Consider the following 15,060-nt stretch of genomic DNA (forward strand, 5'->3'; position numbering starts at 1 on the left):
CACTCAATGCAAGCACGCCTCCGTAAAGCCCATGTCATCGCTTTCTTACTTCCCCACACGGAAGAGCTTCTCTTGGTTGCGGATGAAGAGGCTGCCATCGCTCACGCTGATGCTCGCACGCACGCTATCCGCGTTGCCATTGGGCTTGGAGCCGTTGCCCATCTCATTGACTGCCAGGAGCTCGAAGGTGTCCGTATTCGCCTTCGCGACATACACTTCACCCCAGAAATTGATGCAATACACCTTGTCATCGACCACGGTGGGGCTGCTCTCGAACTTGGTTTTGCCACCCAGCTCACCGGTCCACAGCACTTTGCCCGTCGCGGGCTCCAGGCAGCTCAGGAGCTTCTTCCCACCATCGAGCACGTAAAATTTGCCCTTATAAAAAGCGGGTGTCGGCACATCGCTGGTCACACCTTTGGGCTCCGTTTGCCACAAAGCGGCGGTCTCCCCCTGAGCATCGAGTGACAGCGCAAAGACGGGGGAATTCTTCGGCGCACACACCAGCGCCACGCCTGCTCCCACTACGGGTGAGGGCACGAGGCGGAAGAATTTGTTATAGCCATCGCCTGGCGGGTTCCATGTCGCGATACGGCTCTGTTCCTTGCCCGTGCCTGCATCATGGATCGTCAGTGTATCTCCACCAGAGATCAGCATCAGACGCTTGTTCTGGTGAGTGGTGAAAACGGGGCTGCTAAAAGCCTCTAGCGACTCCAGCGTCGCGAGACTGGGGCGGATCACCTTCCAGATGTCATTCCCGGTCGCTGGATCTAGTGCGAGCACATAGCTGCTCATGTCTTTACCCGGCGTGCCCTTCTCGAACTTGTCCTGGAACTTAAACGCCTCATTGCGCTGGAGCACCTGAATGTAGAGCTTTCCGCTGTCGATCGTGGGGCTGCTGCCATACGTCCACTGTGTGCCAAAAGCACCATGCGTCTCTTTGAAATCACGCTTCCACACGATCTTCCCGCTGAAGTCGCAGGCTGCGGCCACCGCATTGGCGAAGAGGAAATACACCCGCTCACCATCCGTCGCGGGTGATGGGCTTGCGAGGTTGCTCTTATCGTCCCACTGCACGTCCTCACCTTCGGAAATGACCGTGCGCCACTTTTCTTTGCCGCTCTGTTTGTCATAGCACAGGCCTACCAGCTTCTTTTCAGCCGGGATCGGTGCAGTGATGAAGAGGTGATCACCCCAGATCACCGGCACGGAGGCTGAGGTGCCAGGCACATCCGCAGCCCACTTCACCCCTTCGGTCGTGCTGAATTTCACCGGCAGACCCGTCTCCGCGCTGGAGCCATCTTGGTTCGGACCGCGCCAGTTCGGCCAGTTCTCGCTACGATGGCAGGAGGAGATCAATGCGAGAGCGAGGAGCGATGCGGTGGTCGTATTCATGAGATGGTGAAGAAAATCAATCGTGCAGGAAAGCCAAAACGCAGCCCGAAGTCGAATTGTTTTCCAATCACGCTGCTTATTGTCACCCCGCACCGCTCCAGCCGCTAGCGACCACCCATGCCCCACCGCACCGAGCTTCTCGAAATCATCGCCCAGACGGCCCAGAGCACCGTCTGGCGTGGTCGTGATCTCGAAACTGGTGCCCTCCTCGCCGTAAAGCAGCACCACGGCCCACCGCCGCCTCCAGCCCTGCTCGCACTGCGTCACGCTCACCTAGTGCCCATTCTCCATCACTCGCATGCCGCATCCACCAGCACCCTCATCATGCCATGGATCAGCGCCAGCACGCTGGAGCAGCACGGCAGGCTCGATGCAGCCGCATTCGATCAGCTCGTGCGTCAAAGCCTCGACGCAGTCGATGCCATCCACTCCGCAGGCTTCCTCCATCTCGATCTGAAGCCAGAAAACATCTTCATTTCCGATGCGGGATGCCAGATCTCAGACTTCGGCAGTGCCCAGCCCATCCACAGTGCCAGAGCCACCCTGCACGGCTCCATCCATTACATGGCACCAGAGCACTTCTCTGCGGGCACGCTCGACCAGCGCACAGACATCTATGCACTCGGTGGTGTGTACTACTTTGCGCTGACGGGCCACTGTGCCTTTCAGGGCGAGCTGAAGCCCCAGGTCATCACGGCGCATTTGCAGCATCGCGTCACGCCCCTCCCAGGTCCGCTCGGCACCTGGATCGACCGGCTCATGAGCCGCCAGCCACAAGATCGACCTAGCAGCGCCAGCGCTGCCCTGGCGGAGTACGACGCCATTGCTTCCTCCTCGCACGCGGCGTAGGCTCGCGGCATGAAGACACTGCTTTTCAGCCTCTCGCTGCTTTTCACGAGCCACAGCCTCCTAGCAGCCTCCATGGAGCAAAGCGCTGCGCATGTCATCATCACGCAGTCAGATCTGGAGAACGCAAGCCGCTGGGATGAAATCCGCCGCTACACCACCGAGGCCACAGCGCGAGGTGCCAAAAAACTCATTCTCGAAATCAATGTCACGCAGAGCAACGCCCAAGCCGCACTCCCATTGGCCGAGGAGATCGCCCGGCTGAAGCTCCCCACCGCCGCATGGGTGAATACCTCCGCCATCGGCGGCGGGGCACTGCTCGCACTGGCCTGCAATGAGATCTGGATGGCACCTGGCAGCCGCATCGGTGCAGCGCCGCCTGCGGTGCCGCTCCATGAAGAACTCTCCCCCAAAGCGCAGGACACTCTGCTCGCAGAATCTCTCGCCGTGCTCAAAGCCGGTGCACGCAGCCTCGCAAAGCTCAAAGGACATAAAACCGAGATCGCGGAGGCCTTCGTGGATCGTGAAAAAGGCTTCCCTCCACATGCTGAGAAAGGCGAGCTTCTCCTGCTCGATGCCGACAATGCGGTGCCGGTGCTCGCGAAGGGACTCGCCACCGATTTGAAGACCATCGCAGGCGATTTGAAGCCCATTTTGCTCACCGCAGCCTGGTTTGATCAAAAACAGCCCGAAAGCACCCCAACGGAAAAAACCACTCCGAATGCCCAAATAGCCAAAAACGCCCAAAAAGCCACTTCGGGCCCCTACACCGGAAAAGTCGTCATCATCCCCGTCGGCGAGGAGGACCTGATCATCCCCGCACGCTTTGAGTTCATGAAGCGCACCCTCCGCCTCTGCGATGAGCAGCGTGCAGAGGCCGTACTCTTTGACCTCGATACTCCCGGCGGCATGGCCTGGGCCACCACCACGCTCATGATGCAGGATTTGCAGAGACTCACGATCAAATCGCTCTCCTACGTGAATACCCGCGCCATTTCCGCCGGAGCCCTCACCGCGATGGCCACCGATGTCATCTACATGGCACCTGCCAGCTCCATCGGAGCAGCTACACCCGTGAATAGCCAAGGCACCGAGATGGGAGAGGCCGAGCGGGCGAAAAACAACAGCGCCTACATGGGCATGGCCCGCGCCGCTGTCCGGGCCAAAGGCCATGATGTACGCATCCTCGAAGGCATGATCGACATGAATCCTGGCCTCATCATCAATGGCAAAGTCATCGTCCCCAAAGGCCAGATCGTCACGCTCGATGCCGATCAGGCCACCATGCTCATAGATGGCAAGCCGCTCCTCGCCAAAGCCATCGTCAAAAGCATCGACGACATCAAAGCACGCGAGTCGCTCAAGGGCGAGTCCCTCACCGCAGAGCCCACCATGTTCGAGTGGATCGCCATCTGGGTGACGCAGTATGCATGGCTGCTCATCATCGCGGGACTGGCCTCCGGTTATCTGGAAATGCAGGCACCCGGATTCGGACTCCCTGGAGCAGTCGCGATCACGGTGTTTACCATCTTCTTCTTCGGCCACTACGTCGCAGGCAGTCTCGTCGGCCATGAGACACTCATCATGACGCTGCTTTTCATCACCGGCATCGTCCTCATCGGCGTAGAGCTCCTCGCAGCACCTGGGACGATCATTCCTGGGCTCATCGGCTTCCTACTCGTCATGGTGGCACTCGTTTACACCATGAGTGGCTGGGAGATCGCCCCTACCATCATCCCAGATGGCAGCACCACGCCTACTGGCAGCGGCAGCAGCTTTGACCTAGCTCAATACGCCACCGGCTTGCGGAACTTCGCCCTCGGCCTCACCGGCGCAGGCATCCTCATCACCCTGATGATTCTGTGGGTGCCAGAGCTGCGCCCCTTCCGCGCCCTCGTGCTTCAGACCGCCGCCGGTGGCAGCTCCGCAGATGCCCCCACTCAACGTGATGCCGCCCAGGCACACATCGGCGACAGCGGCATCACCCGCAGTGCCCTGCGCCCCTACGGCAGTGTCGAAATCGCGGGCCGCATCCTCGAAGCCGTCGCGGATGGCAATGCCTACCTCGAAAGTGGCCAGCCTGTCCGCGTCCGTGAGGTGAGTGGCGGCAGAATCGTCGTCGAGGCGGCTTAGAGAGGAAGAACGAGTGCCGGATGGCGTTTGGATGCGGCTCCAAACCATGAAATCACTCCTCGCCCTTCTTTTACTGACCACGGCCGTCTTCGCCAAAGACGTGCCTGGACCGCAGCGCTTCGAAAAAGCCATCGCGGCCTTTGAAGCGGCAGACAAGTCCACACCAGCACCCAAGAACGCGACACTTTTCGTCGGTGCATCCAACATCCGCCTTTGGGCCTCCCTACCCCAGCGCTTCAAAAAGGACAAAATCATCAATCGCGGCTTTGGCGGCGCCATGATGAGCGAGGTGCTGCACTTCGCAGACCGCATCATCCTGCCGTATGACCCAGCGAAGATTTATCTCAACGCAGGCGGCAATGATCTCCACCTCGGACGCACGCCGGAGGAGGTGCTCACGGCCTTCCAGGGCATCGCCGCGCTCGTGCGTGAAAAATTGCCGAAAACCAAGCTCGCCTTCCTCTGCATCCCCACCTCACCCAGTCGCTGGGATGAAGTCGAGACCGTCAAAAAGACCAACAAGCTCATCGCAGACCACATCGCCGCCGACGGTGCCCGCATCGACTACATCGACTACTTTCCCATGCTCCTCGGAGCCGATGGCCAGCCACGTCCAGAGCTGTATGTCGAAGATCGGCTGCATTTTAGCGAAGCCGGCTACGACATCGTCACCTCCGCCATCAAGTGGCAAAAAGAAATCCTCGCCATCGAGCAGCGCTATGCGGAAAAAGCTGCGCCTGCTGCGCCCATCGTCTTCATCGGCAGCTCCAGCATCCGCATGTGGAAATCACTCGCCGCAGACTTCCCCGGCAAACCGGTGCTCAACCACGGCTTTGGCGGCAGCGAGGTATTAGACTCACTGAACTACGCCCACCGCCTAGCATTGCCCTTTTCACCCCGCCAGATCGTCATGTATGCCGGCGGCAACGACATCAATTCTGGCAAATCACCCGAGCGAGTCCTCGCCGATTTCAAGGCCTTCACCGCCCGCATCCACACCGCACTGCCCAAGACAAAAATCTGCTACATCTCCGTCGCTCCCAATCCGAGCCGCTGGACCCAAATCGACCGTGTACGAGCTGCCAACACGCTCATCCGTGACTTCTGCGCCCAAAACCCGCTGCTCGACTTCATCGACATGCATCCCGTCATGCTCGGAGCCGACGGCCAGCCAAAACCCGACATCTTCCTCAAAGACAAACTCCACATGAACGAAAAAGGCTACGCCCTCTGGAAAGACATCGTCGCCCCACGGCTCGAATAACCTCCCCAGAGCTAATTGCGATGCCATCAGCGCCTTCACCGGATTCACGCCAGTGAGGCGGGAATCGAGGCATGGGAAGCGATAGCTGAGTTTGTACTGATCAAGGACGTATTTCGCCAAAACCTCCACCGCCATGGGATCACAGTGCACGCCGTCATGCTGAAGCAGTGTGTACAGCGCCACACGGTCCATCGTCGTCCCCGCCGCCTCTGCCAGCCCGCGCCGCCACTCATCATGCCCGCCATTCCCGATGCCGATCCAGTCCACCGCACAAAGCACCAACGGCTTGCCGGTTTCGATCAAGATCACACGCCGCGCACTCTACGGGTCCGTGATCGACAGAGCCTTCACATAGTCCACCGGCATCCCGATCTCTGGCGTGGCATCCGCTTAGAAGACGGCGATGCGAAGCGGATCCTGAGCGTGGAGGAAGCTGCAGGAGAGGAGGAGGAGGAGGAGGAGGAGGAGAGCAAACTTGCGCATGAGATTAAGGCGCATCACTACGAAACTTTAATGTGAGTGCTTGTGCTTAAGGCGACGAAAGTGTTAAAAAAGCAACTCAAACTTACGCCATCATGCTAAACCGTTTTTTTCGTCGTTTTCGACCTTCACAGCCAAAACCAGAGGCTGTTTCTGAACAGTCTGGCCACATGGCGCATGGGCCGGTCGTGACCATTTCGTTTTCAAGCGCCCGCCGTAGCTGGAATGAGGCTTTTGACCTTCGCGACATGCTTCTCTCCACACTGGTAGAGAAGGGCTTTGCAGCAGAAAAATCGCCAGATGGAGATGTTATGTTCAGCGGATATGTTTTCCGACCAGAGCTAAGCTCATTTCAGCCTCTGGATGACGGAGAAGGTAGTCGATCCTGCACCATCATCAGCTTCGATCATTCTGGGCTCGGCTGCCACCGCTGCTTCGAGTGGCAACATTCCATTGGAGAGACACTGGAGGAGGCTTGCCGTGTCGGGTTTGAGAAGTGGTGCAAGACTGACCTTGTCGCATTGCTAGACGCCACTCGAAACAGGGCTGAAGACTGCACCTGCATGGAAATGGCTTTTCCAAACCGATCGCCAGGTAAAAGATGCGTCTTCAGTCCTGTGGAGATCGTCGCCAACCCTGCGTCCGACCTCGATTTGATTAATTCGTCTGATCCAGACAGTCATTCATTCTGCCCTTGCTGCTTGACGACTGCGTGTATGAAAGAATTAAAGCCGTACATTGAGGGAACCGGTTTTACTGGAGTTCGCTATTTTGTAATGCGGGACAACGAAGGAAATCTCAACGCTGACTGCCGAGTCAACGGACTTGAATTCGACCCAGGAAAGGCTGCCTTGATCCGCTACGCAGAGAGCTGGCCGGGAACTGGTTTTCAGTATCGGAAGCAGTATGTTGTCGTGCATGACCACAGTTCCTGACTTCAATGTCTTCTTTGTCCCCGAGTGAATCAAATCGACCGTCAGTCAAAGCTAAGCACAATCAACCCCATCTCCACTTAACCGGAGTCACGCCAGTGAGGCGGAAGGCGAGGCCTATGAAGCGGTGGCTAAGCTTGTGGTGCTCTAAGGCCGTATTGCACCAAAAACCTCGTCTGTCGCGCTGATGTAGCGTTTGGTCTGTTGCGCTCGTAAGCCACCTCCGGGACTTCCTCTCGCTCAGAACTTGAACCAATCTATCAGGTGGAAGAGTCAGCTTGAAGTCATCGACACTGAATACAGCACTGAGGTAGGATTCATCGACTTGCTCGCAACCCGCACACTGTCCAATGCCGCTCGTCTTGCGCCTTGGTGATTTCCAGTGTAGTCTCCGCCCATGAGCACCTTAACCATCGAACTTCCTGAGGCATTGACCGCTGAACTAGATTCTGCCGTTAAAGCGGGTTGGTTTGCCAACCAAGCCGAGGCGGTGCGGGCTGCGGTGCGAGACTTCGTGAATCATCGCAAACTGGATATACTGGAGAAGCAGCAACTGGCTGACATTGAGTGGGCAGTAAGTGCCACACCGAAACATCCATGAATCTGGTGGTCACAGACACTGGGCCACTCCTGCATTTGCATCAGATCGGTGTGGCAGGGTTGCTGTCGCATCTGGGTTCGATTCATGTGACTCCGACGGTGCTGCATGAGCTTCAGCGTCACGCTCCAGCATTCATGTCAGATGGACTCCCTCCATGGCTGAACACAGCACAGCCATCGTCTGCGAGTCTGCAACTCGCTAGGCAATGGGTGGGTGCGCAGGTTCTCGATGCGGGCGAGGCTGAGGCGCTCGCTTTTGCTCAGGAGATCAACGCTGATCTGTTTATCACCGACGACACTGCCGCACGAACACTTGGCGAGTCGCTTGGATTGCAGGTGCGTGGTTCGCTCGGCGTCATTCTGTTTGCAGCAGCTAGTGGTCATCTGGATCAAATGACCACTTTGAAAGTTATCGATGATCTCGAACATCACTCGACTCTTTGGATGTCAGCTAAAGTGAAGCAAGCTGCTCGGCTTGCAGTAGGGAGGATCTTTGGAAAGCCTTGATCGAGTTTACGCCACCAGCCCCTTCACCACCTTCGCGGGGTTCACGCCGGTGAGGCGGAAGTCGAGGCCTTGGAAGCGGTAGCTGAGCTTGTTATGATCGAGGCCGAAGAGGTGAAGGATCGTGGCGTGGAAGTCGTGGATGGACACGGGATCACGGGCGACGTGCCAGGCGAAATCATCGGTCTCGCCGTAAACCTGTCCGCCTTTGATGCCGCCGCCGGCCATCCACAGGCTGAAGGCATAAGGATGATGATCGCGGCCGGTGACTTTCTTGAAGCCCTTGCGGTTCTCGCCGAGCGCGGTGCGGCCGAACTCGCTGCCCCACACGACGAGCGTGGTGTCGAGCAGGCCGCGTTGTTTGAGGTCCTTCAGCAGCGCGGCGATGGGTTGATCGACCATCTGGCAATTGTGCGCGAGCTGTGGGTCGAGGCTGCTGTGATGATCCCACGAGGCGTGGATGATGTTCACGAAGCGAACACCGCGCTCGACCATGCGCCTCGCTTGCAAACAGTGACGCGAGAAGGTCTGGAAATTGCCGATGCCGCCGAGGTTGCTCTTGATGGGCGGCTCGATGCGATTGACGCCATACGCATCAAGTGTGGCCTGTGACTCGCCCGCGAGATCGACCAGCTCCGGCGCGGCGCTTTGCATGCGGAAGGCGAGCTCGTAGCTGTTGATGCGTGCGGCGATCTCGGGATCGCCGATGTGCTTGTGCTGGAGTTTGTTCAGGTCGTTCAGCGCACGAATGCTGGCCGATTGCATCTCCGGCGTGATGCCGTCGGGATTGTTCAGGTTCAAAACCGGCGAGGCTCCATTGCGAAACATCACACCGCTATATGACGAAGGCAAAAAGCCGCTCGACCACGTCGAGCTGCCGCCGGGCAGGCCACGGCCTTTGCTGACCATCACCACATACGATGGCAGCTCCTGCGAGGCATTGCCCAGGCCATAGGTGACCCATGAGCCGACGCTCGGACGCCCGAGCAAGGCCGCGCCGCAGTTCAGCATGAGCTGGCCGGGCAGGTGGTTGAACTGGTTCGTGTGCATCGACCGCACCAGCGCGATGTCGTCCGCACAGGTTGCGATGTGCGGCAGCAGATCGCTGATCTCCATGCCGCACTGCCCGTGCTTTTTAAAGACGCGGCTCGTGCCCATCACTGTGGCGCTTTCCTTCTGCAAAAAGGCAAACTTCGCATCGCCCACAATCGAGTAAGGCAGAGGTTGGCCGTCGTATTTATTTAAGAGCGGCTTTGGATCAAAGAGGTCCATCTGCGATGGGCCGCCTTCGAGGAAGATGAAGATGCAGCGCTCCGCCTTTGGCGCGAAATGCGACACACGGGTGGAAAGCGGATTCGCTGGGAGGCTCGCCTCCTCCGCCAGCAAGCCGTCCTGCTTCAACAACGATGCTAAGGCCAGTGTCCCGAGTCCGCAGGAACTCGTCGCGAGGAAATCGCGTCGTGTTTGCGTAAGGTACTGCTCGTAGGGGGACATGATATGGATACGCTCAGGAGCCCTGCACTTGATCCACGAAGTTCAAAACGGATGGGTCACTCGTAGGGGCAAAAGCCTACGCATTTGGAGCCGACGGCGGGATTTGATCGGCGAGCTCCTCTGCGGGGTAGGTCCATATCTCGCTGAGAGTGGGGTGATAGGGCGGGATGGTCATGAAAGCATGCACGGTGGAGCGAAAGTGCATGGCGACGACGATCTCGTGGATGAGCTCGGTTGCTTTCGGACCCGTGACGCAGGCTCCGAGGATCTCGCCCGTCTCCGCGTGAGCCCGAATGCGCACAAAGCCATCCATCTCGCCGATGACCATGGACATGCCGTGATCATTGAAGGGATAGGAGGCTTCGAGAAATGGGATGCTCTGATGATGCAACTGAGCCGCTGTGGCACCGACGCTGGCCACCTGCGGATGCGAAAAGACGCCAAAGAGCAGCAGTCTATCCTCCCATGATTCTGAGGCGGTTTCACCCCGCAGTAGCCTGGCGGCGTTCCGCGCAGCGATTTCACCCTGCTGGATGGCGACGTGCACGACATCGAGTGGACTGCACACATCCCCTGCGGCGAAGATGTGCGGGCGGGTGGTCTGCATGGCGCTGTTGACCAAAATTTTTCGTTTTTCGATGCTCACACCGGCTTTTTCGGGCTCTAGGCCACGCACGGCAGGTTGGCGACCGAGAGCGACGAGGATCTCATCCACGCTCACGGTGCGAGTTTGGCCGGACTGGGTGAATTCGATGCGTTTTTGGCCATTTTCGGCGAAAACGGCCTTCAGCTCCGTGCCGCAAAAAATCTGCATACCGCGCCGCTCATAGGCTGCACGCACGGTATCGCCGCAATCGCGGTCTAGGCCGGTGAGGAGCTGCTCGCTGCGTTGGATGACGGTCACGCGGCAGCTCATTGCTTCCAAATAATGCGCCATTTCGAGTGCGATGGCCCCACCACCGAGCACGGCGATGCTTGCGGGCAAAGCATCCGCGTCCAAGACATCATCGCTGGTCCAAAAGCCCGCTTCGGCGAGTCCCGGCACATCTGGCACAAATACCTCCGAGCCGGTGGCGATGACAAAACTCCGAGCTCGTGCCTGGAAGACGCCGGAGCCATCACGCGGCAGCACTTCCAGGGTGTTTTCATCCAAAAAGGTCGCTGTGCCGCGATAGAGCACGAAGCGGCCATCCTCGAGCTGCCCCTGACGATAGCCCGCGAAGTCCGCGATGAGTGTACGCTTCCGCTCCCGCACCCGCTGCATGTCCACACCTTGATCGAGCAGCCGCAGGGTCGAAATCTGCCGCGTGCCGTGCGGCGAGGCGGCGGTTCGCGCTTTCGATCAGCGTCTTGCTGGGCATGCAGCCGCGTAGGATGCAGAGGCCTCCTATTTCCGCAGCGCCGTCGATGACGGCCACTTCCAGGCCAGCGGCATACGCAGTCCGCGCGGCGGCATATCCTGCGCTTCCACCACCAATGACGATCAGATCAAAATCAAAATGCTGCTTCTCCATGCCTGCGAGGCTTCCGCTGGCGTGATGAAGGTGCAAACTCAAAATCCATCATCGTCCGAGGCTCAGAAACTCCCGCGTGGTGTGATTGAGTGCACGGCGGGCGATGGGGAAGGCCGCCGCGACACGTCTGAGCGTATCCTCAAGCTCAAACTCATCTGCCAGCACATGAGCCCGGGCCGCGTGGAGGTGGCTGATGACGACTTCTTCGTAATAGCCCACGTCAGGTGCCCCACGGCGCCGTGAGCGGCGCTCAATGTAGTCTGGATAAAAACTCGCCAGCACCAGATACTGCCCCGCGCACTGCACATGGAGGAAAAAGTGTTCGTAGCCGTCCGCTTCATTCAGCGCCTCTAGGTAATCGACGCTGTACATGCGGTCCACGCTGCGATTGATCTCCTCTGGGCCTTTTTCTGGGCCGCAGCCATGATCGGCACAGACGCCGGCCATGTAGTCAGCCACGATGGCGTCGTCGATGCCGCGCTCATGCAGTGAGTGGCGGATGATGAGGTAGAAATAGAGTTCAGGGGAGAGTGCGCGGGCCGCCTGGCGATTCTGCACGATGGTTTGGAAAAGCAGATCGTTATCCAAGATGAGCGGAATGGCAGTGGTATCGTCCAGGATCGCATTGAAGCCTGCGCGGGCTTTTTCATCGCGGGCGAGTGTGTCACGGACGAAATACCAGTCCTGCGGCGTGAAGCGGCTCCAGCAGCCAGGCCTTGGAAAACGTGTCCGCGTGAGGAGGCGGTGAGTATTGATGGTAGCAGCAATCATGCACGCTTCGACGCAGTGAGGCGGCTTGTGTTCAAAGCAGCCTCATCAGTGCCTGCGGCAGATGCTGAGTGAAAGATCAGTCGATCTGAACTAAGATTTCACGCGGCTTGGCTCCGTCACCGGGGCCGATGATGCCACGAGCCTCCAGGAGATCCATCATGCGTGCGGCACGGCCATAACCGAGGCGCAGGCGGCGCTGGAAGAGGCTGGTGCTGGCTTTTTTCTCCTGGCGAATGACCTCGATGCAGTCTTCCAGCGTTTCGGCTTCTTCGGTGCTCATGCCGCCGTTTTCACCTTCTTCACCTTCTCCAAGGAAGTCGCCATTTTCGCTGTTCACCTTCACATCAAAGATGGGCTGCCCCTGTGCGACGCAGTGGGAGACGAGGGCGTGGATTTCATCATCCGTGACTAGCGCACCCTGGCTGCGGATGGGCTGCGCACCACCGGGCGGCACGTAGAGCATGTCCCCTTTACCCACGAGGTTTTCTGCGCCTTTGCGGTCCAGGATGACGCGGCTATCGAGGGCGCTACTGACCTGGAAGGCGATGCGGGTGGGGATGTTTGCCTTGATGACGCCAGTGATGACATCGGCACGCGGTGTCTGGGTGGCGACGATGAGATGGATGCCAGCAGCGCGGGCCATCTGGGTGATGCGGGCGATGGCCACCTCGATGTCTGCCGGTGCGGTCTGCATCAAATCGGCCAACTCATCGACGATGACGACGACGTAGGGCAGTGTATCAGGCACTGGCGGCTGATAATCACGCTCGGTGGTGCTAGGACGCGGCGGCGGCTGGGAGTCGCCCAGCCAAGAGCCACTGGCATCACGCAATCCGGCCTCCAAATCATCGCTGGAATCAATCTCCAACACGCTACCGAGGTCTTTCATCTCCATGAGGCCATCGAGGTCGTCATCGAGGAAGGAGCCTTTGCCCATCGGTTCTTCGTCCATGCGGATGTGGTGGACGAATTTCGGCTCCGTGCTCATCAAATCGGTTCCTTCGGCCATATCGGGCGCGGTGACTTTCGCGGCCGATTTTGGCGCTGGAGCGGCTTTTTGGGCTACGGCCGTTTTTTCGGCTGTGGGGGCTGTTTCGGCGCTGTTGGCCGCAGGTGCGGCGGTGGCGGCTGCGGCTAGAGCGGCACGTTTGGCATCCTGATCGGCTTTGCGCTTGCGATTGCGGTTGTTGAAGGCCTCAAAGTTACGGCAGCCTTCCTGGGCAAAGATTTGATAGCGGTTTTCCATCTCCTTGACCACCCAGCGCAGGGCAAGGAGGGCCTTTTTCGGATCGGTAACGACGGGCAGGGCCAGATGCGGCAGCTCTTCGTAATTCTGCATTTCGACGACTTTCGGGTCGATCATGATGAAGCGCAGCTCATCCGGTGCGAAGCGGCAAATGAGGCTGGTGATGATGCTGTTGATGCAGACGGACTTACCAGAGCCCGTAGCACCCGCGACGAGCAAGTGCGGCATCGCGGCGAGGTCGCCGATGATCGTTTTGCCGTACACATCTTTGCCGAGGGCGACGGGCAGCTTCGATTTGCCATTGATGAAGGCCTCGTCCTCCAGCAGCTCACGCAGCGGGACGATGACTTTTTCTTTATTGGCCAGCTCGATGCCGACGGTGTCTTTGCCAGGGATGGGGGCGAGGATGTTGATGCGCTCGGCACGGGTGGCGCGGGCGATGTCGGCATCCAGATTGGCGATGCGGCTGACACGCAGGCCGTCCACGGGCCGCACCTCGTAGCGAGTGATGGCGGGGCCGCGGGTGATGTCGCCGGGCTCCACACTGATGCCGAAGCTGGCCAGCGCCTTGACGATGGTGGACTGGGTGGCGAGCAGCTCGCCGGTGTCCGTGGGGGCATTCACCGTCTCGGGCCACTTCAGGAGGTCCAGAGAGGGCAGCTTGTAGTCTTTGAAGCGCACGGTGAGATTCCCCAGGGAACCATGCGGTGCCTGCTCGATTTTTTGGGCACGCTTTTTCTCCCACACCTCGGTGAGCTTCGGTTTGTCACTCTGCTCATCGTGAGCGCGGGGTGCAGAGGCATCGATGATCTTCGGCGCAGGCGGCGGATCGAATTTCAAGCCCAGCTCCGGTGTGACGAGGCCGGTTTCAGCGGCGGATTTGGCCATTTCGGCCAATGCGGCGGCAGAGCCAGCGGCAGCGCCGGGTCGGTCGCCTTTCTTTTTCTTCCGCAGCTCTTCAGGGATGGGGGTGAAGGTGCCGGGGATGGTGTTCGCGGCCTCTTCAGCGAGTTTTTCAGCGATGAGTCGGCGCTGTTCGCTCTCCTCCTGCCACTTGGCGAATTCATAGCGGATGCTGTGCATCACACTGATGGGGTGCAGCCCCGTGACCATGAAGAGAGCGATGATGTAGATCGTGCCAAAGAACATCAGCGTGCCCGTCCGGCCCACCGCGAGCATGCTCATCTCCCCGATACCGCCGCCGATGAAGCCACCGCCGCCTTCTGCGAGGAAGTTATTATCTGGCGGGAAAAGCCCCATCGCATGGACCAGGATGGCCGCCGTGATGGTCAGCACTACCACACCAGCTAGAGCGAGGCGGGTGATATGTGTTTTGGAGTGCAGTTTGCACACCCCGAACCACGTCAGACTGATGGGGAACACATAACTGGCGATGCCGAATAAGTACAGCAATGCGGAGGCGAAGTGCGCCCCCAGCGTGCCCATGAAATTCTGCGTCACCTCACGCTTCTCATCGGTGTGGGAGAGCGGGGAGGACTCCCCCAGATCGTAGCTGTCGTAGGAAACGAGCGCCAGCAGCAGCATGGAGGCAGCCATGAGCAGCAGGATGCCGAAAAGATCATTCCAGGGGCTGGCTTTTTCATCCGTGGAGCGTGAGCGCAGGGGGCGCTCTGCATTGGCGGCGGCAGCCGCAGAGGCACGCGGTGCCCGTGGGGCACGCTGGCGGGGTGCGGGAGCCGGGGCGGACTCGCCCACCGCTGGCGCAGTGATGGACACCTGCGCCTGATGGAGGATGGGGGCCACGTCCGAAGTGTCCGGGACGACAGCGGTGGCGGGAGATTTCGCGGCGCGGTTCATGAAAAAGGAGGATGTAGGCAGAATTACTTCAGACTACTAAAATATTTAGGTTGCCGCAAGTCT

13 protein-coding genes are annotated in these 15,060 nt (G+C 59.1%); 7 read left to right on the forward strand and 6 right to left on the reverse strand.

The window, feature by feature from the left end; translation table 11 throughout:
- Window positions 1-45: 45 nt before the first annotated feature.
- Entirely contained in the window at window positions 46-1,395 is a 1,350-nt protein-coding gene (locus IPK32_15075) for a PQQ-binding-like beta-propeller repeat protein (protein ID MBK8093266.1), read from the reverse strand.
- A gap of 117 nt (window positions 1,396-1,512) precedes the next feature.
- On the opposite strand from IPK32_15075, the gene IPK32_15080 reads away from it, so the two are divergent.
- The 7 genes from IPK32_15080 to IPK32_15110 all read left to right on the forward strand — a co-directional run bounded on the left by IPK32_15080 (window position 1,513) and on the right by IPK32_15110 (window position 8,157).
- On the forward strand, window positions 1,513-2,244 hold the full coding sequence (locus tag IPK32_15080) for a serine/threonine protein kinase (GenBank protein ID MBK8093267.1): 732 nt from the start codon (window positions 1,513-1,515) through the stop codon (window positions 2,242-2,244).
- A gap of 9 nt (window positions 2,245-2,253) precedes the next feature.
- The gene (locus IPK32_15085) at window positions 2,254-4,374 is read left to right on the forward strand and encodes a hypothetical protein (GenBank protein MBK8093268.1); all 2,121 of its coding nucleotides are present in this window, start codon (window positions 2,254-2,256) and stop codon (window positions 4,372-4,374) included.
- Window positions 4,375-4,420: 46 nt separating this feature from the next.
- Entirely contained in the window at window positions 4,421-5,638 is a 1,218-nt protein-coding gene (locus IPK32_15090; protein MBK8093269.1) for a hypothetical protein, read from the forward strand.
- A 234-nt stretch (window positions 5,639-5,872) separates the two neighbouring features.
- Window positions 5,873-6,157 carry a hypothetical protein gene (locus IPK32_15095; GenBank protein ID MBK8093270.1) on the forward strand — a complete coding sequence of 95 codons (285 nt, stop codon included), beginning with the start codon at window positions 5,873-5,875 and terminating at the stop codon, window positions 6,155-6,157.
- Window positions 6,158-6,213: 56 nt separating this feature from the next.
- Window positions 6,214-7,053 (forward strand): hypothetical protein, encoded by an 840-nt coding sequence (locus IPK32_15100; GenBank protein MBK8093271.1) that lies wholly within the window; start codon window positions 6,214-6,216, stop codon window positions 7,051-7,053.
- A 394-nt stretch (window positions 7,054-7,447) separates the two neighbouring features.
- Window positions 7,448-7,651: a ribbon-helix-helix protein, CopG family gene (locus tag IPK32_15105; protein ID MBK8093272.1), complete on the forward strand. Its 204-nt coding sequence runs from the start codon at window positions 7,448-7,450 to the stop codon at window positions 7,649-7,651.
- Window positions 7,648-8,157 (forward strand): DUF3368 domain-containing protein, encoded by a 510-nt coding sequence (locus tag IPK32_15110; GenBank protein ID MBK8093273.1) that lies wholly within the window; start codon window positions 7,648-7,650, stop codon window positions 8,155-8,157. Before IPK32_15105 ends, IPK32_15110 begins: the two co-directional genes overlap by 4 nt.
- A gap of 6 nt (window positions 8,158-8,163) precedes the next feature.
- Here IPK32_15110 and IPK32_15115 read toward each other — a convergent pair whose 3' ends face one another.
- The 5 genes from IPK32_15115 to IPK32_15135 all read right to left on the reverse strand — a co-directional run bounded on the left by IPK32_15115 (window position 8,164) and on the right by IPK32_15135 (window position 14,997).
- Window positions 8,164-9,648: a DUF1501 domain-containing protein gene (locus IPK32_15115; GenBank protein ID MBK8093274.1), complete on the reverse strand. Its 1,485-nt coding sequence runs from the start codon at window positions 9,646-9,648 to the stop codon at window positions 8,164-8,166.
- A gap of 76 nt (window positions 9,649-9,724) precedes the next feature.
- Window positions 9,725-10,912, reverse strand: a complete 1,188-nt coding sequence (locus IPK32_15120) for an FAD-dependent oxidoreductase (GenBank protein MBK8093275.1) — start codon at window positions 10,910-10,912, stop codon at window positions 9,725-9,727.
- Complete coding sequence (locus IPK32_15125; GenBank protein MBK8093276.1) at window positions 10,794-11,204, reverse strand: FAD-dependent oxidoreductase; 411 nt, start codon at window positions 11,202-11,204, stop codon at window positions 10,794-10,796. The genes IPK32_15120 and IPK32_15125 overlap by 119 nt, the downstream gene beginning before the upstream one ends.
- A 6-nt stretch (window positions 11,205-11,210) precedes the next feature.
- Window positions 11,211-11,933 (reverse strand): hypothetical protein, encoded by a 723-nt coding sequence (locus IPK32_15130; protein MBK8093277.1) that lies wholly within the window; start codon window positions 11,931-11,933, stop codon window positions 11,211-11,213.
- Window positions 11,934-12,009: 76 nt separating this feature from the next.
- The gene (locus IPK32_15135) at window positions 12,010-14,997 is read right to left on the reverse strand and encodes a DNA translocase FtsK (GenBank protein ID MBK8093278.1); all 2,988 of its coding nucleotides are present in this window, start codon (window positions 14,995-14,997) and stop codon (window positions 12,010-12,012) included.
- Between the last annotated feature and the right edge of the window lie 63 nt (window positions 14,998-15,060).

The sequence above is a fragment of the Verrucomicrobiaceae bacterium genome, assembly GCA_016713035.1.
Lineage (GTDB): Bacteria > Verrucomicrobiota > Verrucomicrobiia > Verrucomicrobiales > Verrucomicrobiaceae > Prosthecobacter.

Coding starts and splice junctions, on each gene's coding strand:
- IPK32_15095 (MBK8093270.1), top strand. CDS start 5,873: ATGCCCGCCATTCCCGATGCCGATCCAGTCCACCGCACAAAGCACCAA.
- IPK32_15085 (MBK8093268.1), top strand. CDS start 2,254: ATGAAGACACTGCTTTTCAGCCTCTCGCTGCTTTTCACGAGCCACAGC.
- IPK32_15090 (MBK8093269.1), top strand. CDS start 4,421: ATGAAATCACTCCTCGCCCTTCTTTTACTGACCACGGCCGTCTTCGCC.
- IPK32_15135 (MBK8093278.1), bottom strand. CDS start 14,997: ATGAACCGCGCCGCGAAATCTCCCGCCACCGCTGTCGTCCCGGACACT.
- IPK32_15115 (MBK8093274.1), bottom strand. CDS start 9,648: ATGTCCCCCTACGAGCAGTACCTTACGCAAACACGACGCGATTTCCTC.
- IPK32_15105 (MBK8093272.1), top strand. CDS start 7,448: ATGAGCACCTTAACCATCGAACTTCCTGAGGCATTGACCGCTGAACTA.
- IPK32_15110 (MBK8093273.1), top strand. CDS start 7,648: ATGAATCTGGTGGTCACAGACACTGGGCCACTCCTGCATTTGCATCAG.
- IPK32_15080 (MBK8093267.1), top strand. CDS start 1,513: ATGCCCCACCGCACCGAGCTTCTCGAAATCATCGCCCAGACGGCCCAG.
- IPK32_15100 (MBK8093271.1), top strand. CDS start 6,214: ATGCTAAACCGTTTTTTTCGTCGTTTTCGACCTTCACAGCCAAAACCA.
- IPK32_15120 (MBK8093275.1), bottom strand. CDS start 10,912: ATGCAGCGGGTGCGGGAGCGGAAGCGTACACTCATCGCGGACTTCGCG.
- IPK32_15075 (MBK8093266.1), bottom strand. CDS start 1,395: ATGAATACGACCACCGCATCGCTCCTCGCTCTCGCATTGATCTCCTCC.
- IPK32_15130 (MBK8093277.1), bottom strand. CDS start 11,933: ATGATTGCTGCTACCATCAATACTCACCGCCTCCTCACGCGGACACGT.